Source organism: Rhodococcus sp. IEGM 1241 (assembly GCF_033142365.1).
GTDB lineage: Bacteria > Actinomycetota > Actinomycetes > Mycobacteriales > Mycobacteriaceae > Rhodococcus_F > Rhodococcus_F erythropolis.
Genome location: NZ_JAWLSE010000004.1, coordinates 529,898 through 548,170, shown reverse-complemented (window position 1 = coordinate 548,170; position 18,273 = coordinate 529,898). Strand labels below are relative to the sequence as shown.

The window sequence follows — 18,273 nt, the reverse complement described above, 5'->3', positions numbered from 1 at the left end:
AGGTTTCCGAGGAGAACGCCATGAAGAACTCACAAAGCTCCGGCGACCGCAGGTTCGGCCGTCCCGGAGGTTGGCAACAAGCATCGGTTCCCGACGCGAGTGATGCGTCCGACTGGTTTGCCGGTCGACTTCCAGATGACTGGTTCACCGGGACCGCCGACGTCCAGGTCGACCGCGAAGAAATCGTCGTGATCGGCGAACTCCCGGCAGTCGACGGTGGCGAGGCCGCCGCGGACGGAAGGATCTCGCGCTTTCGCGAAACCACGCGCGCCGACCGGATGCGCATCGCCGACGAGGCCGAGGCTCGCTACGGACGCAAGGTCGCCTGGGGTGTACGCCTGGACGAAAAGACCGTCCTGTTCACACATCTCGCAGTTCCGGTGATGACACGACTACGTCAGCCCGAACGCAAGGTTCTCGACACCTTGGTGGACGCGGGAGTTGCTCGCTCGCGAGCGGACGCTCTCATGTGGACAGTCCGGTTGGCGGGCAAGCACAGCGAACAATGGCTCACGGAACTCCGCGAAGCGATGTCGAAGGTCGACGATCTTCGGTCCGAAGGCCCGAAAATCTGAGGACCGTGCGATTTTCAGTAGACCGAGACTTCAACTCCACGAGTAGCTTTCGGAGCACGATACCTTTCCAACAAGGTCTCACAGCCTCGAACCAGCACCGCGACGTCGGTCCCGATTGCCACGAATCGACAACCGCGACCGATCGCGAGGTCGGCCACGGCGTCCGACCCCGCCAAAGTTCCCACCGGAACTCCGATTCGTGTGCACTCGTCCACCACGAATCGAAATGCCTCCTGCACCTGCGGATGCAGCGGCTGGCCGAGATGACCCGACGTCGCAGCGAGGTCCGACAAGCCAACAAAGACAGCGTCGATACCGGCTGTGCCCGCAATATCGCCGATGTTCGCCACAGCGCCGGGGGTTTCGATCTGCGCGATGAGAGTTATTCCGTCCGCGGAACTTTCGAGGTAGTCGACATCTCTGTTCCATCGCGAGGCGCGAGCGAGGGCGCTACCGACGCCGCGGTTCCCGAACGGCGGATATCGTGTTGCGGCAACGGCATCCCTCGCCGCTGAACCGGATTCGACCATCGGCAGCAGTAGCGTTCTCACGCCGATGTCCAGAAGTCTCTTGATATCAACCGCGTCGGTGCTCGGCGGGCGCACGATCGGTTCGACCGCATCAGCTGCAACAGCTCGCAATTGATCCGCCACCGACCGGAGGTCGTTCGGACCGTGCTCGGAGTCGATCAAAACCCAGTCGAACCCGGCCCCGGCGCATATCTCGGCAGTGACCGCTTCACCGAGCCCGAGCCACAAACCGAGGGCGGGAGCAGTATCGGACCGAAGCGCGACCTTGAACGGCTTGGTTGTCATTGTTCCCCTTATCCGGTCTCGGCGAACCGACATGAGACAGTGCCGAGCGAGCCGTAGTCGATGTGAAAGGTGTCCCCCGGCTGCGCCTGGATCGGACGGGTGAACGAGCCGGCAAGAATCACGTGGCCGGCTTTCAGTCCGACACCGAGACGTCCGAGTTTGTTCGCGAGCCACGCAACACCGATTGCCGGATGATTCAGGACCGCGGCAGCTACTCCGCTTTCCTCGACAACTGCGTTTCGATAACAGAGCGCTGACACCCAGCGCAGATCGGTCTCGTTCGGTACCACCGGACGCCCACCGAGAATGATTCCGGCGTTCGCTGCATTGTCCGAGATGGTGTCGAACACTGTTCGTGTTCGACCTGATCCCGGGTCGACCTGCACGATCCGCGCGTCGATGATCTCCACCGCCGGAACGACATACCGCGTCGCGTCGAGTACGTCGTACAGTGTGACGCCGGGGCCACTGAGGTCCCGATCGAGGACAAACGCCAGCTCCACCTCCACCCGCGGAACAATGAAGCGCCCATGGGGTATCTCGGAACCGTCGGCAAAGAGCATGTCGTCGAGCAGTACCCCGTGGTCCGGTTCGGTGATGTTCGACGCACGCTGCATCACCTTCGAAGTCAACCCGATCTTGTGACCGATGATCGTCCTGCCCCTGGCAAGCTTTCTCGCGACCCATGCGGTCTGAATTGCATAGGCGTCGTCGAGGTCCATCTTCGGATATCCGAGTGAGAGCTGTCCGACCTGCACACCGGACAGCTCTGCTTGGTCGAGTTCTTCGGCGGCGGTCCGTATTTGACGTTCAGTCAGCATGACGCTCCTGCTGTCGAGATTTCTGGGGGAGGTGAGTGCAGCGATCCGCGCGCGAGACGCTTCCGCCGCATTGCCGCGGTCGGCCTGCAGACTTGTAAGCTCGATTCGTGGAAGCGACGGGAACAAATGCCGATCGGCGCGGCGCGGCGGGAACAAATGCCGAGCGCAGCAAACGGACTGCTGATGAAGCTATGGAACCCGTCCTGGCAATGTTCGACCAGTACGGATCTGCCGACGACCCTGCCGCTGCTCGACTGGGGCTGCTCGCGCTGTGGCTGGCCGACGACATCATCGGTTCGGTGAACCGAAGCCTCGAACCGTTCGAGATTTCCGAACGAAAGCTCGACGTTCTGCTCATCTTTGCCGCTCAGGCGATCAGCGACACAGACGAGCCGTACATGCGGCAGACACCGAGCGGCATCTCGGATTACTTCGGGATCTCCCGTGCCAGTGCAACCGGCGTCCTCGACTGGCTCGAGAAGCGCGAATTCGTCGAGCGCACTCGGACCGGGACGGACCGCCGGTCCACTCCCATCCAGATCACGGAAATCGGGAAAGGCACTGTCGCGGAGACGGTTCCTGCCTTCGAAGAGGCTTGCCGTGACCTCCTCGCCCCTCTGTCCGATCGAGACCGAAAAGACCTCGGCCGAATCCTCGGCAAGTGGTGGACTCATTTCAAAGATCCGGACACGACTGAAGGCTGATCGACCCGAGCGAGTCTGAACGGGTCGGAAGTGGTTGTGTACCAACCGCCACCGTGCATTCGCCCCACGAGATCGAGCGAAGCACCGTCGATGTGGCCTCGGCTCGGATCCAACACATGCTCGTCGTCGACATGTGCGGTCGTGATCTCGCCGACCACGATCGATCGCCCGTAGCCGATCGACAACGTCTGTTGTTCCACGCATTCCAACGAAACTGGTGCTCTTGCCAACCGAGGGGGCGCAATGCTCTGTGAAGCAACCAGTTCCAGACCCGCGACAGCCGTTTCGTCGACTGCGGCTGGATAGTCTCCGGCGGTGATATTCATACTCTTGACAGACTCGAGATCTACAAGATTGATCACGAACTCACCTGTGTCGCCGATATTTCGAGCAGTATCCTTCGGAATTCCCTCACGAGCGCCGATCCCGATGCACACGAGCGGTGGCGTCCCCGACATCAGATTGAAGAACGAGAACGGGGCGGCGTTCACCAAACCCCTGACGTCCACCGTCGTGATCCAGGCTATCGGTCTCGGAACGATGAGGGAGGCGAGGAGGTTGTAGCGAGACTTCGGTGCCATCTCCCCCACGTCGAAAATCATTCGTTCGCACCGGCCGCAGGCTGGGCGCGCAGGCTCTTACGGCATCTGCACAATCCGACCTGGTGGAGTTCGACGAGGTTGCCGGCCGGGTCACGCACGAACAACTGCTTGAGGTCGGGCGAGGCGACGTTGTCCAGAGCAAAGTATTCAACACCGAGCTTGTCCAGTTCACGTTCGGCGGCCCCGATGTCAGCCACCGCGAGCGCTATGTGATTTTCCACCGGATCCTTGCCCGGCCCCTTGCTGTAGGGGGAAGGCCCGTCACTACCGAGAAGATGAATCTGCACGTCACTCGGAATATCGAGGAAGTAACCATGAATACCGGGAATGTGCCAGCGTCCCGCATCCTGGGTCAGATTGAGAACGTCCCGGTAGTAGTCGCGGGTTCGGTCGGCGATGTCATTCCCCATCCCCAACCCGATGTGATGCAACTCGAGTACCTCTACGGCCATGATTTCCTCCCTGATACTTGCTCGAATATTTAGTATGTCAGCCATATCATCTGGCAGGCGTAACAATGCCGATGCGTTTGCCTATTGTCAAGATCACAAGGAGCCGGACTCGAATAACCCATTGCACCGCCAGGTCGACCGCGTTAGCCTGGAACACGAATCATTCCCGACAGAACAGGAAACGGGCCGTTGCTCCTCTAGAGGTTCATCACGCGAAGGCACTCGCACCCATCAGCAATTGCTGAGCCGGGCGCACAGTCCAAGCACCCTCAGGAGTACTCATGACCCAATCCCATCCTTCTCTGTCGCTCTCGGATCTCACCTTCATCTGGCCGGACGGCGAATCAGTCTTTTCCCGCACTAATTTTGTATTCCCCAGTGGCCGTGTCGGTCTCGTGGGACTTAACGGATCGGGAAAGTCGACTCTGCTGCGATTGATCGCGGGAGAGCTCTCACCGGAATCCGGATCAGTAACCGCTTCCGGCGAGGTCGGCTACCTCCGCCAAGACATCACACTCGATCCGAGCGTTCGGGTGGACGGCATCCTCGGTATCCACGAACTACGAAACGCTTTGCACCGCATTGAAACCGGTGACGGATCCGAGTCCGACTTTGCACTCGTGGACAACAACTGGGATATCGAGGAGAGCGCTCTCTCCACCTTGCATCGACTCGGCCTCGCGAAGGTAGTTCCGGATACGGCGGCACTGAGCCGAACCGTCGGCACCCTCTCCGGCGGAGAGACCGTCCTACTCGGCCTGACCGCAACGCTGCTGAAGAATCCGCAGGTGCTGCTCCTCGACGAGCCGACCAACAACCTGGACCGCGACGCTCGATCACGAGTTCATGCTGCAGTCCAACAGTTTCCGGGAACCGTACTGATCGTCAGCCACGACCGGGAACTGCTCGACACCGCGGAGTACACCGTCGAACTACGTCGGGGGGATCTACGCGTGTTCGGCGGCAACTACTCGCACTACCAGGAGGTCGTGACCGCTGAGCAGGAAAACGCACTCGCCACTGTTCGCGACGCCAAGGCCGATCTGGCGAAGCAGAGCCGCGAGCTGATCGACGCTCGAACAAAACTGGACCGACGTAAGCGCTATGGGCAGAAGATGTTCGAGAACAAGCGGGTCCCACTGATTATCGCGCAGGAACGAAAACGCCAAGCCCAAGTTTCGGCCGGAAAGCTGGCCCTCAACCATATCGGGAAGGTGGACGAGGCCAAGTCCGCCCTGTCGGAGGCAGAGGAACTCCTTCGAGACGATCGCGAGATTCGCCTGGACCTTCCTGCTACAGAGGTTCATCCGGGGCAGCAGGTTGCGCGGCTCGCCGAGGTTACGTTGCGGAGCGGCCAAGGGGTATCGCTCCAGATCACCGGGCCGGAGCGGATTGCGCTACTGGGACGCAACGGAATCGGCAAGACAACATTGCTCGATGCACTCGCTGCGTCGACTCCGTTCGTAGCCTCTCGTGCGCTCCCCCAACGTCTCGACGTGTTCGACGAGAATCTCTCGGTGGCGGACAACGTCGCTTTGGCCGCGCCACATGCAACAGCCGAGGAAATTCGTGGGCAGTTGGCACGGTTCCTTTTCCGGGGAACGGATTCCGACGTGTTGGCTTCTGCGCTCTCCGGCGGTGAACGATTGCGCGCGGCGTTAGCGACGATCCTTCTGGCCGAACCCGCGCCCCAGCTGCTTCTTCTCGACGAGCCGACAAACAACCTGGACCTACCGAGTCTCGCTCACCTCACGCAGGCACTTTCCGATTTCCGCGGTGCCATGGTGGTGGTGAGTCACGATCTGCCGTTCCTGCGCGACATCGGCATAACGCGATGGATCAGCATGGACGAGAATGGTATTCAGGACATCGATCCCGAGTAGGCCGACGGTTGACGCTATCGGTGCGAGACGGTCTGGCCTTACTGTGGGGCGATGTGCCTTCACCTCGACGCAACCGCCGCGCTGTCGATCGCAGGTTGGGTTCGCGAAGAACCTACTCGATCGGCCTCTGCCCCAGTTCCGCAACCGCTGGTCGGCGTTTGTGATCAACTCATCGTGTGGGCGAGTTCGTTCTCCGTACTTGCCAGTTCCGACGACCAGGTGTGGTTTCTCTCGGCGGAGAACTATGCCGGTGGAGTCGGCGTCAGTGATGAGGCGTTTCCTTGGAATGCGTTCCGGCACGAGAGCCTGGCGGTCGCTTCCGGGCCGGCTGAGCGCGCGGCGATCAACGCCTTCTGGTCCACTCACCTCCCGATTCTGCTGTCGGTACGCAATGGGTACGAGTACCTGGCGCTCGCACCGGACGGTCAGGTTGTCCGTGGGGGAGAGCCTGAGTTCGAGGAGGTCACCGTAGTTGCCACTGATTTCGAGGCTCTGCTTCGGGGCATAGCCGCAGGCGTCAGCACGGCAGACCCCTTCACCGATGCACTGCTTGGAACGGTGGGTACTGCCCGGCCGGGCAGTGACCGGTAGCTCTGAGGGAGGCCGAGTTGATTGCTCGACTGGTCGTGAAAGTTCACGGCATCCGCCGGAATGGCTCCGGACGACTACTCGAGTTCACGTGCGTAGTAACGGGCACCCATACTGGACGGGTGTTGCACGACGTGAGAAATCCGGTGGACGGTGCGCGGATCGCCTATCAGATCGTGGGCGATGGCCCACCCCTGTTGATGGTGCACGGCACAGCGTTGTCGCGCTCCATCTGGCGTGGCTTCGGGTACGTCAAGGCGCTCCAGGAACAGTATCGTCTGATCCTCGTCGACATGCGGGGTCACGGACGCAGTGACAAACCACACGACTCCGATTCGTATGCAATGGATCTGGTGGTCGGCGACCTCCTGGAGATCCTCGACACGGAGTCTCCGTTCGAACCGGCGCACGTCGTCGGATACTCGTTCGGCGGGCGCTCGGTGATGTCGCTGACTGTCGAGCACTCCGAACGGGTGCGATCGCTGACCGTCGGGGGCGGTAGTAGCCGGCCGATGACGGGGGCGTTCGACGCATTGTTCTTCCCAGGCTGCATCGACGCACTCGAAAGCGGCGGTATCGAGGGGTTTCTGAGCGGTTGGGGCGCGAGGCGCGGCAAACCGGTGGATCCACAGACTGCGACTGCCTTTCGAATCAACGATGCCCTCGCACTCGCGGCCTACATGCGCCGGGCCGAGAAGGAGCAGGGCATCGACGACGCCGTGCTTCAACGGATCACCACACCGGCGTTGTTGTTCGTCGGATCGAGAGATCGCGAGCGCCTGCCGGATACCGAGCATCTCGCGTCGATGATCCCGGACAGTGCCTTGACTGTGATCGAGGGGGCTGATCACGCGAGCGCAGTCGCGGACTCCGAAGCTGTGCTGCGTGCGCTCGTTCCGTTCCTGAGCCGACAGTAGTCCGCCTTCATCCGCTCACTACTGCGGTGTGAGCACTCTCGACTCGAACGCGGTCACCGGTGGTTGCCGCAAGTCCAAGCGTCGCAGCAACTGGGCATTCGCGGCAACGACCACAGTGGATACCGACATCAGGATTGCTCCGACCTCCATCGGCAGCACAAACCCGACGGGCGCCAGTACTCCCGCAGCGAGGGGAACCGAGATCGCGTTGTATCCCGCCGCCCACCAGAGGTTCTGAACCATCTTGCGGTAGGTGGCGCGGGACAGCTCGATGACCGAGCTCACCGAACGCGGATCATCGCTGGCCAGAACAACTCCCGCCGATGCGATCGCCACGTCGGTTCCGGCACCGATCGCGATACCCACATCCGCCTGGGCGAGTGCCGGCGCATCGTTGACCCCGTCACCGACCATCGCCACGCGGTGGCCCGCAGCCTGAAGCCGAGATACCTGCGCTCCCTTGTCCTGAGGAAGCACCTCGGCGAAGACCTCGTCAATTCCGAGTCTGCGGGCGACCGAATGAGCCACGGCCTCCGCGTCTCCGGTGACCATGGCCACTCGAACACCGCGAGCGTGGAGGGCGTCGACGGCCAATGCTGATTCCGGGCGAATCTCGTCGGCCAATGCCAATGCGCCGATTACCTTCTCGTCACGCACTACATGCAGGACCGTCGACCCGTCACTGAGCCACTCTTCGGTCCCCGGGATCGCTGTGGCCCCGACCGATCTCAACATCCCCGGTCCGCCGACACCGACGCGAACGCCGCCGACGTCCGCAGCAACCCCGATCCCGTTGTGCGCCTGAAAGTCGGAACCCGAAGTGAATTCGAGCGACAACTCCCGCGCTGCTGCGACGACGGCGCGCCCGAGTGGATGTTCGCTGTCGAATTCGACGGCAGCTGCTGCGCTGAGAACTTCGTCGTCGGAGTACCCGTCGACGCCGCGCACACCGACCACTGCGGGCTCCCCCTTGGTGAGAGTGCCGGTCTTGTCGAAGAGAACGGTGTCTACGTTGCGCATCGCCTCGAGGGCCATGCGGTCGGTGATCAGAATCCCGGCCCGAGCTGCTCGTTCCGTCGCGATGGAGACGACCAGCGGAATCGCCAACCCGAGCGCGTGCGGGCAGGCGATCACCAGAACGGTGATCGTCCGGGTGACTGCGCTCTCCGGTGTGCCCCAGATACTCCAGGCGATCGCGGTCAGCACTGCCGCGCCCAGTGCGTACCAGAACAGCAGAGCAGCGGCCTTGTCCGCCAACACCTGAGCACGACTCGACGAGTTCTGCGCCTGTTCGACCAGGCGCCGAATACCGGCGAGCGCGGTGTCTTCTCCCACAGCGGTGACTCGAAGCCGAAGTGCCGAGTCGGTGGCTACGGTGCCGGCCACCACCTGATCTCCGACAGTCCGGCGGACGGTCTTCGACTCACCCGTGATCATGGATTCGTCCATGTCGGCACTGCCCTCGACGACCGTTCCGTCCGAGGGAACGCGGGCGCCGGGACGAACTATCACCAGGTCGCCGGTGGCCAGAGCTGCGGTGGGCACGGTTTCCACCGACTCCCCCACCACCCGTTCGGCCTCGTCGGGCAGCAAAGCGGCAAGCGAATCCAAGGCGCTCGATGTCTGACTGAGCGAACGCATCTCGATCCAGTGACCCAACAACATGATCACGATCAGAAGCGCGAGCTCCCACCAGAAATCAAGAGTGTGATCCACCCAGTGCAGACTTGCAGCCCAAGAAGCGAAGAAGGCAACGGTGATGGCAAGTGCGATCAGAAGCATCATTCCGGGTTGCCGAGAACGTATTTCGGCGACAGCGCCGGTGAGGAACGGCTTGCCTCCCCAGAAGTACATCACGGTGCCGAGTACCGGTGAGATCCATTCCACCAGAGAGTTTTCCGGCAATGTGTACCCGACCAGATCAGCGAACATCGCATCTGCCGCAACAACCGGAACTGCGATTACCAGCATGACTGCGAACAACGTCCGGAACTGTGCGACATGATCCGCGTGACCACCGTGTGCACCGTGCTCCATCTGGCTATGGTCCATCGCGCTATGGTCCGTCTCGCTATGGTCCATCTGACTGTGATCCATGTGGCGGTCATCCCCTCGCGTGTGATTTCGGCACTGCAGCGGTCAAACCATCAGCCTCGAACGTATGCCCGACTCGGCCACCGAGCAAGGTCACGCGGCCGAGGTCAACCGTTCATTTCTCCTTCAACATCGCTTCCATCTGAGTGATTTCCGCCTGCTGACCGGCAATGATCGCTTCTGCCATCTTTTCCGCCGATGGATCGAGCCCGTTGTCGAGTTCGGTCTGGGACATGGTGATGGCACCCTTGTGGTGCTCGATCATCATCGTCAGCCACAACTTGTCGAACTCCGCGCCACTGGCGTCGGTGAGGGCGGTCATGTCGTCGGCCGACATCATGCCCGGCATCTCGGCCATCCCGACGCCGTGTCCCGCATGCGCCGAATCATCCATGCCCTCCATCGAACTCGACGAAGGATCGGGGCGTCCCCACTTCGTCAGCAATTCCGTCATCTGAGCCATTTCCGGGCCTTGCGCTGCCTCTATCTGCGCTGCAAGAGAGAGAAGTTCGGCATTGTCGGTTCGACCGTCGACCATTCTGGCCATGTCCAATGCCTGCGCGTGATGCGGGTACATCCCTTCGAGAAACTCGATGTCGGCAGCATTGACACCCGCAGGAATCTCCGACTGTGCTGCGACGCTGGTTGTTTCGGAAGAATGGTTGACGCTCTCCCCGGAGTTGTCCGAGCATCCGGCAATCAACAGTGCTGCCGCTGCCACAACCGGTACGAACCGTGCGGCGCTCTTCCTGACCGTCAAAGACATGTTTCACTCCCGAGAATTGATTCTGTTCGATATGCACTGCACCACAATTGATTTGACAACAATGCTGCACATGCACAGTTGCCACGTTACCGGCGAAAATCCGCCTCGAAGCCCGATAACCGGCCCAAACAGGCTTCCTTCATCGAATCTTCACAGTCGAGCGGAAACCACCACACGACAGCAATGCAGACACGCAGTCGACTAACCTCGGTTTGATGAGCGCCGAACTACGACCGGGTGAGGAACCGGGGCGTGTTCTTGTCGTCGACGACGAGACTGCCCTCGCGAAGGTTGTCGCCAACTATCTGACACGCGAAGGATTCACCGTTCGCCTCGTCCACGACGGGCCGAGCGCAGTACGTTCGGTGCGCGAATTCGAGCCCGCGCTGATCGTGCTCGATCTGATGCTCCCGGGCTTCGACGGCATGGAAGTCTGCCGACGAATCCGCACCTTCTCGGACGCGTACATCCTGATGCTCTCCGCCCGCGGTGAAGAGTCGGACAAGGTGACGGGTCTGGCGGCCGGCGCGGATGACTACGTGGTCAAACCCTTCGGCCCCCGCGAGTTGGTTGCGCGAGTGAAAGCTCTGCTCAGACGGCCACGCGCGTCGAGTTTGCTGCCGAAAGTGCTGCCAACGCCTCCCGGACTCGACATCGACGTCCTGGCCCGCACGGTCCGTGTCGACGACAACCTGGTCGATCTGACCCCCACCGAGTTCACCCTGTTGTCCGCGCTCGCATCCCGACCCGACGCAGCCTGGAGTCGGGCCGAGATCATCGCCTCGGTGTGGGGGTCGTCCTGGTTCGGGGACCAGCACATCGTCGACGTCCATGTCCGTGCATTACGCCGCAAACTCGGCGACGACGCGACCGATCCGCGGTTCATCAGAACCGTCAGGGGCGTCGGATACTCCCTGAGGTCGTCATGAACACGGTCGTCATGAACGCGGTCGTCATGAAAAGACTCGGGCTACGCGGAAAACTACTGCTCGCGCAGCTTGTCGTCCTGTTCGTCGCCTGCCTCGTCATCGCCGCCGTTGCCATCGCCGTCGCTGCCCCGCTCTTTCACAACCACCTCATGATGGCCGGCATCGAAGACTCGAATGTCCGTACCCACACCGAAGAAGCATTCGCTCAGACCATGGCCATTGCACTGTTGTGCGGGATCGTGGTCGCGCTGGTGGGCGCAGGCATCGCCGCGGTCTACATCGTCCGACGCGTCACGGCACCGATCACCATGCTGGCAGAGGCGGCGCAAAGCGTCGCCGACGGGAACTTCGACGTGACTATCGGCAGGTCCGACGTAGATGCCGATTTCACGCGTCTCGAAACGGCATTCGCCGACATGGCTGCACGCCTTGATCATTCGGATCGGGTCCGCAAACGACTGCTTGCCGACCTTGCCCACGAATTGCGCACTCCGGTATCGACTTTGGCTGCGTACGTGGACGGTATCGAGGACGGAGTTGTGCCGACAGATCCTTCGTCGTGGTCGGTGATGCGCGATCAACTCGAACGTCTGCGTCGGCTGTCGTGCGATCTGGCGGACGTCTCCGCTGCCGACGAACACGCTCTCGAACTCGATCGCCGGACCGAGAATCTCGACGACGTCGTCTGCAGCGCAACGGCAGCAGCGGGGCCACGTTTTGCCGATCGTGGAGTCGAATTGACAACCGCCCTGCCTCCGCAACCGGTCACGGCCGAGGTCGATCGCCAACGAATCGAACAGATCCTCGCCAACCTGCTCGAAAACGCGTTGCGGCACACTCCAACCGGAGGTTCGGTGAAGGTGACACTCGCACGGGAAGGTGATCACCTCACGGTGTCCGTCACCGATACCGGTGACGGAATTCCCGCAGACCAACTCGAATCCGTCTTCGACCGTTTCCATCGCGGTGATCGATCCGACGGCTCCGGTTTGGGACTCACCATTGCGAGGAGCCTCGCGCTGGCGCATGGCGGCAACCTGACGGCCCGCCGCAACGAGCAGCCACTCGGCAGCACGCTCGTCCTCACTGTGCCGATGGGACTCAGGCAGCTGCCTTGAACGGATCGTGCTCGGCGATCAACTTCTCGAGTCGAGCCTCGTCCACTCGAACCCTGACGGTAGACGCCTCCTGCTGATCACGAATCACCTTGGCCAACGTGAACGTACTGGTGACCAAGAACAGCAAGGACATTCCGAGAAATCCGCGTTGCCACGCATCGATCGGAAGATACGCAATTCCGAGGAGGGTGCCGACAAAACTGACGGCAAAGGCTATTCCGGCCTGCAGATAGAAGGCTGCAGTGGTCTTCGAAGGTGTTGTCGGTGTGCTCATGCTTCGAAGTCTGCTCGCCCATCCCGGCACTCGGATGCGTAGTCCTACTCGAGTGCGCACGGTACTTCCCCGGCAAAAATCAGATGCCGTTACCCAGCCTGGTGGATAGTCTCGGTCCGGTATCCGGAGTTGTTCCAGAACAGTTGTTGTTCGACAACAGTCAGACGGCAGGAGTGATCGATGACCCGCAGACATATCGCCATGGTGAGCATTCCGGCACCTGGCCACGTCAATCCGAGCCTGGCGATCATCGCGCGTCTCGTCGCCGCCGGTCACCGCGTCACCTACGCCAACGACGAGTCGATGCGCGAGGTCATCGAGGCGACCGGGGCCGAATTCGCACCGTACGTCTCCACGCTGCCCAGCCTCGTTCCTTCCCCTGACGGCGCCGAACCGGAGAAGAGTTGGGATGGGGATCTGATCGATCAGTTGACGATTTTCCAGGACGACTACGAGGCGATGCTGCCGCAGCTGCGCCAAATCTACGACGACGACCGTCCCGACCTCTTTCTCTACGACATCGCCGGGATCCCCGCGCGAATACTGGCTCAGCAGTGGAACGTTCCCATCATCCAGTTGTCGCCGACGTATGTTGCCTGGGACGGCTACGAAGCCGACGCCGCACCGATGTACGACGAGATTCGTTCCGATCCGAGAGGCGTCGACCTACTCGATCGCGAGGCCCGGTTCTTCCGCGCCGAAGGCGTCGAGGTCGATCCGCGTGAGTTCACCGGACGCCCACCCCGTGCAATCGTGCTGATCGCAGAATCGATGCAGCCCAACGCCGATCGAGTGAACCGCGACGTCTACACGTTTGTCGGCCCCGCACTCGAACCGAGCAATCAACCCTGGGTGAACCCGGATCCCGAACGCAAGCTTGTGTTGATTTCGCTGGGTTCAGCCTTCACCGATCATCCGGATTTCTATCGCACCTGCGTCGAGGCTTTCGGCCAGACGGACGGCTGGCACGTCGTCCTCCAGATCGGAAAGCAGGTGCAGATCTCGGATCTCGGACCACTGCCCGCCAACGTCGAAATACACCGCTGGATACCGCAGTTCGCGATTCTGCAGCAGGCCGACGCATTCGTGACCCACGCGGGTATGGGCGGATCCAGCGAGGGTCTCGTGACCGGCACACCCATGATCGCGGTGCCGCAAGCCGTCGATCAGTTCGGCAACGCCGACTCACTCGTCGACGCCGGTGTCGCAGTACGCGTCGACGGCGCTACCGTCACGCCAGTAGAGCTTCGAGAGGCTCTGACTCGGGTGAGCTCGGACGAGTTCCGCCGACGCAGTGCAGAGTTGGCAAAAGAACTCGCAGCGGCGGGCGGTGTATCTCGTGCCGTCGAGTTGATCGAGGCCGCCCTGCCAGACAGCGGGCGGCGGTAGTGGTGGCTACCAGTGCCAGGCGTCGCCGCCCACGTTCTTGATGGTTCGCTGCAGAACCGTGATGGTGGTGACGAATTCTTCTTCGCTGATTCCCTGCATCCGCTCTTCCTGCAGCATCTGCTGTACCCGCGCGGCGCGATCGAACTGCTGGGTGCCCGCATCAGTAGGGAGAAGGACAGACTCGTCTTCACGCGCCCAGCCCAGGTCGAGAGCAGAGTCGACGGCAGCGTCGATCACGTCAGTTGATTCGTTCGGACCGATCGTTCGCAGGAGGACAGCTCGCTCCACACCTTCAGGGTGCAGCGAAAGTTGGTGCAGGACCCACCACCCCGGCTGGGTCACGCCGATTGCTTCGAGCGCTCCGCGCGTGCGCGCGCGAATCGCTTCACCGGCACGCGCTGTCCAGAATCCGATCGGCTGATTGGCCGGTGGCTGCATCGCTTGTTTGTTCATGGACACGACGATAAAACCTCAACGGAAGTTCAGGTCAACCACCAGCGAGGTGAAGTTCTACATATGTTGTGTGATTGCTCGGCCGATGATGCGGGCGGCGTCGGGGAACTCACCCGGGTTCGGTCCGGCGTAGTTGAGCCGCAAGAACTTTCCGGTCGGTTCTGCCGGGAACCAATCGTCACCGGCCCCGACGATGACGCCGGCCGACCGGCAGTCCTGCACGACACGTTCGAGATTCGTGGTGTCCGGGAGCCGAAGCCAGAGGTTGAGTCCGCCTTGCGGTACAGCGTCGAGGTGAGCGTCCGGCGCATGCTCGCGCAGACTCGACACGAGGAGGTCGCGTCTGGCCTCGAGTTGGTGACGAAGCCGGCGCAAGTGCGTGCGCCAGGCCGGCTGGGTCACGACGTCGAGCGCTACCGCTTGCAGCATCCCACTGACATACATCGAATCCGCCTGTGTATCAGCAAGAATCCGCTCGTAGGCCGGCCCTCGGGCGATCAATCCGGCAACTCGCACCGATGGCGACACGCTCTTGGTCAGTGCACGAAGGTAAACGACGTGTCCGCTGTCGTCGCGTGCAGCGATGGGGCTGGGATCTGCGGTGATTCCGAAGTCGAGCGCCGAACTGTCCTCGATGAGGAAGGCGCCGTGCCGACGGACGGTGTCGAGAACCTTGTCAGCCAACGACGGCGACCACAGCGCTCCCGTCGGGCTCGCGAAGCTCGGTTGTGCGTAGAACGCCCGGGCACCGGTCTGTTCGAATGCACGCGAAAGCTCTTCAGGATCAGGGCCGTTGGCGCCGCTGGAGATCGGAATGACCGTGACTCCGGCCTGGGCGGCAGCCAGGATCGCACCCCAGTAGGTCGGCGATTCCATGAGCAACGGACGCCCCTCCCCCACCAGCGCACGGAAGGACGTCGCAAGCCCACCCTGACTGCCGGGAAGTACAACCACGTCGTTCGGCCCGGGCGGAGTGATCCCGGCGGGAGTTGCGGAACCCAATTCGGAGGCAAACCAGGACTGCAGTTCCGGAAGCCCGGCAGCGAGGGGCCGATTGAACACGGCGTCGGTTCGCGTCGCTCTGGTGAATGCTGCACGAACCAGCCCTTCGGGCAACAGCTCTCGGGCCGGATAGCCGGAATGCAGCGCGATCACGTCGTTGGAGGTGGACTGCAGCGCAATAGGCAGCTGCAGACGATAGTTCGGCGATCCGAGCGCCGCTGTCTGCCACCCGTAGTCGTTGGGTCGCACGACGCATGCGGCGCGTACGAAGGTCCCCACACCGGGACGAGCCTCCACAACCCCCTGAGATACCAGCGTTCGCAGCGCCTTCTGCACGGTGACCGGGCTCGCCCCGTGCAGGCTCACGAGCGACCGAGTGGACGGAAGCTTCGCGCCTGGAGGTGCCGTCGCGATCCATTCGCGCAAGGCTGCGACAATCCTCGAACTGCTATCATTGGACATGTCGAATCATAGTAGCGCTACTCTCCTCTCGCCGCTAGCGCTATCGCGAATCAATGTCCGTTTCCAGACCGAACCCTGAGGCGCCCTTCTCATCTGAAACACAACTCGCCCACCCGAACCGGAGAGGTACGTAACCGCGTGAACACACCCATCGATCAGGCCCGCAAGCTCGAGAATGTCAGGTACGACATCAGAGGGCGAATTCTCGACAAGACCGAAGAACTCGAGGATCAGGGACACACGATCCTGCGACTCAACGTCGGTAATCCGGCCCCCTTCGGATTCGAAGCACCGGACGAAATCATGATGGCCATGATCCGCAATCTCCCTACCGCCCAGGGATATTGCGATTCTCGCGGACTGTATTCGGCGCGCACCGCGGTGGTCCAGTACTACCAGACGCGGGGTATCACCGACGTCACCGTCGACGAGATCTATCTCGGAAACGGCGTCTCCGAACTGATCACGCTGACGATGCAGGCGCTCTGCAATCCCGAGGACGAGATCCTGATTCCCGCTCCCGACTACCCCTTGTGGACGGCTTCGGTTTCACTTGCCGGCGGCACGCCGGTTCACTACCTCACCGATGAAAGCCAGGGCTGGGCACCGGACTTCGACGATCTGGAAGCCCGGATCTCTCCGCGCACCCGAGGGATTGTCGTCATCAATCCCAACAACCCGACGGGCGCCGTCTACTCGACGGAGGTGCTGCAACGCTTCGTCGACATTGCCCGCAAGCATGACCTGATGCTCTTCGCCGACGAAATTTACGAGAAGATCGTCTACGACGGCCGATCCATGACAAACCTTGCGTCGATGACCGGGCGAGACGTTTTGTGTCTGACGTACTCGGGGCTGTCCAAGGCCTACCGCGTCTGCGGGTTCCGAGCCGGATGGCTGGCCATCACCGGACCACTCGAGCGGGCGTCGAGTTTCATCGAAGGCATCAAACTACTGGCCAACATGCGAATGTGTGCCAATGTGCCGGCGCAGCACGCGATCCAGACCGCACTCGGCGGACGCCAGTCCATCGAGGACCTCCTGCTCCCGCAGGGCCGACTGACAGCACAGCGCGATCTCGCGCACAGCACGCTCAACAGCATCGACGGGATCAGCTGTCAGCAGGCCGACGGCGCGCTGTATCTGTTCCCGAAGCTCGACGTCGACAAGTTCGGCATCGTCGACGACGAGAGGTTCGTTCTCGATCTACTGGAATCGGAAAAGATTCTGGTCAGTCACGGCCGCGCGTTCAACTGGATCGAACCCGACCACTTCCGACTGGTGACTCTGCCGAACACCGACGACCTCGCGACCGCCCTCGAGCGTCTCGGCAACTTCCTCAGTTCCTACAGCCAGTAACCCCCGAGCCCCGCGACACCTCCACAAACGACTGAACGCCGACCGGATTTCCGGTCGGCGTTCAGTGGTGAGAATCAGCAGGCGATCAGGCAGTGACGATCGCGTCGAGTGCCGAGTAGAACAAGCCGAGTCCGTCGTCGCTCGGTCCGGTGAGAGCCTCGGTGGCGTGCTCGGGGTGCGGCATCAAACCGACGACACGGCCGTTGGCCGAAGAGATGCCGGCGATACGACGCTGCGAACCGTTGGGGTTCTCCTCCGAGTAGCGGAAGACGACGCGGCCTTCACCCTCGAGTTCGTCGAGAACATTCTCGGAAGCCTGGAAGCGACCTTCACCCGACTTGAGCGGGATGAGGATCTGGGCGCCGGCCTCGTAACGCGAGGACCAAGCCGTGTTGTTGGCTTCGACCGTCAACCACTCGTCGCGGCAGATGAAGTGCAGACCCTGGTTACGGGTCAGGGCACCGGGGAGCAAACCTGCTTCGCAGAGGATCTGGAAACCGTTGCAGATGCCCAGGACCGGCATGCCGCCCTTGGCTGCTTCGACAACCTTGCCCATCGCGGGAGCAAAACGTGCGATCGCGCCGCAACGAAGGTAGTCGCCGTAGGAGAATCCGCCGGGAACGACAACCGCGTCGACACCCTTGAGGTCTGCGTCGCCGTGCCAGAGTTCGACAGCTTCACCGCCGGCCAGGTTGATGGCCCGAGCAGCATCGATGTCGTCGAGCGTGCCCGGGAACGTGATAACCCCGATACGTGCGCTCATGCCTCGACTCGCCTGACGGTCCAATCCTCGATCACCGTGTTGGCCAGCAGGCCTTCGGCGATCTTCTCGAGTTCGGCGTCTTCGACACTGCCGTCGATCTCCAACTCGAACCGCTTGCCCTGACGGACATCGGATACTCCTGCAAAGCCCAGGCGAGACAGTGCCCCGACAATTGCCTGTCCCTGGGGGTCGAGAATCTCGGCCTTGGGCATGACTTCGACGACGACACGGGCCACGTGCTGCTCCTCGGTACTAGTGCGCGAACCCGGAGTGAAACGCTCGGGTGATGGCCAGTTTACCGGGCGCA

At 61.8% G+C, this 18,273-nt stretch carries 20 protein-coding genes; 9 read left to right on the top strand and 11 right to left on the bottom strand.

All coding sequences use genetic code 11. From position 1 onward, the window contains the following. The first annotated feature begins 20 nt into the window (after positions 1-20). A complete protein-coding gene (locus tag R4P70_RS20875; RefSeq protein ID WP_029254565.1) occupies positions 21-575 on the top strand; it encodes a hypothetical protein in 555 nt (184 codons plus the stop codon). Positions 576-589: 14 nt separating this feature from the next. On the opposite strand, the gene R4P70_RS20870 is transcribed toward R4P70_RS20875, so the two are convergent. Further along, positions 590-1,390 (bottom strand): HpcH/HpaI aldolase family protein, encoded by an 801-nt coding sequence (locus R4P70_RS20870; protein ID WP_029537611.1) that lies wholly within the window; start codon positions 1,388-1,390, stop codon positions 590-592. Between the two features lie 8 nt (positions 1,391-1,398). Further along, complete coding sequence (hpaH, locus tag R4P70_RS20865; RefSeq protein WP_317831501.1) at positions 1,399-2,211, bottom strand: 2-oxo-hept-4-ene-1,7-dioate hydratase; 813 nt, start codon at positions 2,209-2,211, stop codon at positions 1,399-1,401. A gap of 107 nt (positions 2,212-2,318) precedes the next feature. Here hpaH and R4P70_RS20860 point away from each other — a divergent pair, with 107 nt between their 5' ends. Beyond that, positions 2,319-2,915, top strand: a complete 597-nt coding sequence (locus R4P70_RS20860; protein ID WP_019747090.1) for a MarR family winged helix-turn-helix transcriptional regulator — start codon at positions 2,319-2,321, stop codon at positions 2,913-2,915. On the opposite strand, the gene R4P70_RS20855 is transcribed toward R4P70_RS20860, so the two are convergent. Both R4P70_RS20855 and R4P70_RS20850 read right to left on the bottom strand, forming a co-directional pair. Then, a complete protein-coding gene (locus R4P70_RS20855) occupies positions 2,882-3,517 on the bottom strand; it encodes a flavin reductase family protein (RefSeq protein ID WP_317831499.1) in 636 nt (211 codons plus the stop codon). The two genes, R4P70_RS20860 and R4P70_RS20855, sit on opposite strands and share 34 nt — an antisense overlap. Next, positions 3,514-3,969, bottom strand: coding sequence for a VOC family protein (locus tag R4P70_RS20850; RefSeq protein ID WP_019747088.1), 456 nt, complete (start codon positions 3,967-3,969; stop codon positions 3,514-3,516). The genes R4P70_RS20855 and R4P70_RS20850 overlap by 4 nt, the downstream gene beginning before the upstream one ends. Before the next feature lie 281 nt (positions 3,970-4,250). On the opposite strand from R4P70_RS20850, the gene R4P70_RS20845 reads away from it, so the two are divergent. From R4P70_RS20845 to R4P70_RS20835, 3 genes are all read left to right on the top strand, one after another. Further along, positions 4,251-5,852, top strand: a complete 1,602-nt coding sequence (locus tag R4P70_RS20845) for an ABC-F family ATP-binding cassette domain-containing protein (protein ID WP_019747087.1) — start codon at positions 4,251-4,253, stop codon at positions 5,850-5,852. A gap of 51 nt (positions 5,853-5,903) precedes the next feature. Next, positions 5,904-6,443 carry a hypothetical protein gene (locus R4P70_RS20840; protein ID WP_070796320.1) on the top strand — a complete coding sequence of 180 codons (540 nt, stop codon included), beginning with the start codon at positions 5,904-5,906 and terminating at the stop codon, positions 6,441-6,443. A 143-nt stretch (positions 6,444-6,586) separates the two neighbouring features. Then, entirely contained in the window at positions 6,587-7,357 is a 771-nt protein-coding gene (locus tag R4P70_RS20835) for an alpha/beta fold hydrolase (RefSeq protein WP_317831632.1), read from the top strand. A gap of 18 nt (positions 7,358-7,375) precedes the next feature. Here the strand turns inward: R4P70_RS20835 and R4P70_RS20830 are convergent, their stop codons facing one another. Next, positions 7,376-9,454: a heavy metal translocating P-type ATPase gene (locus R4P70_RS20830; RefSeq protein WP_411742484.1), complete on the bottom strand. Its 2,079-nt coding sequence runs from the start codon at positions 9,452-9,454 to the stop codon at positions 7,376-7,378. Between the two features lie 112 nt (positions 9,455-9,566). Then, complete coding sequence (locus R4P70_RS20825) at positions 9,567-10,217, bottom strand: DUF305 domain-containing protein (RefSeq protein WP_019747083.1); 651 nt, start codon at positions 10,215-10,217, stop codon at positions 9,567-9,569. Between the two features lie 215 nt (positions 10,218-10,432). Between R4P70_RS20825 and R4P70_RS20820 the strand changes: the two genes are divergently transcribed. Together R4P70_RS20820 and R4P70_RS20815 are read left to right on the top strand one after the other, a co-directional pair. Beyond that, positions 10,433-11,146, top strand: coding sequence for a response regulator transcription factor (locus tag R4P70_RS20820; RefSeq protein ID WP_317831492.1), 714 nt, complete (start codon positions 10,433-10,435; stop codon positions 11,144-11,146). Continuing rightward, positions 11,143-12,264 (top strand): sensor histidine kinase, encoded by a 1,122-nt coding sequence (locus R4P70_RS20815; RefSeq protein WP_317831490.1) that lies wholly within the window; start codon positions 11,143-11,145, stop codon positions 12,262-12,264. The genes R4P70_RS20820 and R4P70_RS20815 overlap by 4 nt, the downstream gene beginning before the upstream one ends. On the opposite strand, the gene R4P70_RS20810 is transcribed toward R4P70_RS20815, so the two are convergent. Further along, positions 12,248-12,538 (bottom strand): YiaA/YiaB family inner membrane protein, encoded by a 291-nt coding sequence (locus R4P70_RS20810; RefSeq protein ID WP_003945505.1) that lies wholly within the window; start codon positions 12,536-12,538, stop codon positions 12,248-12,250. The genes R4P70_RS20815 and R4P70_RS20810 overlap by 17 nt on opposite strands. Before the next feature lie 180 nt (positions 12,539-12,718). On the opposite strand from R4P70_RS20810, the gene R4P70_RS20805 reads away from it, so the two are divergent. Then, on the top strand, positions 12,719-13,927 hold the full coding sequence (locus R4P70_RS20805) for a macrolide family glycosyltransferase (RefSeq protein WP_317831488.1): 1,209 nt from the start codon (positions 12,719-12,721) through the stop codon (positions 13,925-13,927). A 6-nt stretch (positions 13,928-13,933) separates the two neighbouring features. On the opposite strand, the gene R4P70_RS20800 is transcribed toward R4P70_RS20805, so the two are convergent. Together R4P70_RS20800 and R4P70_RS20795 are read right to left on the bottom strand one after the other, a co-directional pair. Continuing rightward, the gene (locus tag R4P70_RS20800) at positions 13,934-14,380 is read right to left on the bottom strand and encodes a hypothetical protein (protein ID WP_024487534.1); all 447 of its coding nucleotides are present in this window, start codon (positions 14,378-14,380) and stop codon (positions 13,934-13,936) included. 57 nt (positions 14,381-14,437) lie between these two features. Next, positions 14,438-15,844: a PLP-dependent aminotransferase family protein gene (locus R4P70_RS20795; protein ID WP_317831485.1), complete on the bottom strand. Its 1,407-nt coding sequence runs from the start codon at positions 15,842-15,844 to the stop codon at positions 14,438-14,440. Between the two features lie 138 nt (positions 15,845-15,982). Here R4P70_RS20795 and R4P70_RS20790 point away from each other — a divergent pair, with 138 nt between their 5' ends. Further along, positions 15,983-17,203 carry a pyridoxal phosphate-dependent aminotransferase gene (locus tag R4P70_RS20790; protein ID WP_019747078.1) on the top strand — a complete coding sequence of 407 codons (1,221 nt, stop codon included), beginning with the start codon at positions 15,983-15,985 and terminating at the stop codon, positions 17,201-17,203. An 85-nt stretch (positions 17,204-17,288) separates the two neighbouring features. On the opposite strand, the gene purQ is transcribed toward R4P70_RS20790, so the two are convergent. Both purQ and purS read right to left on the bottom strand, forming a co-directional pair. Further along, positions 17,289-17,966, bottom strand: a complete 678-nt coding sequence (purQ, locus tag R4P70_RS20785; protein WP_019747077.1) for a phosphoribosylformylglycinamidine synthase subunit PurQ — start codon at positions 17,964-17,966, stop codon at positions 17,289-17,291. Further along, positions 17,963-18,202, bottom strand: a complete 240-nt coding sequence (purS, locus tag R4P70_RS20780; protein ID WP_003945817.1) for a phosphoribosylformylglycinamidine synthase subunit PurS — start codon at positions 18,200-18,202, stop codon at positions 17,963-17,965. The genes purQ and purS overlap by 4 nt, the downstream gene beginning before the upstream one ends. Positions 18,203-18,273: the final 71 nt, after the last annotated feature.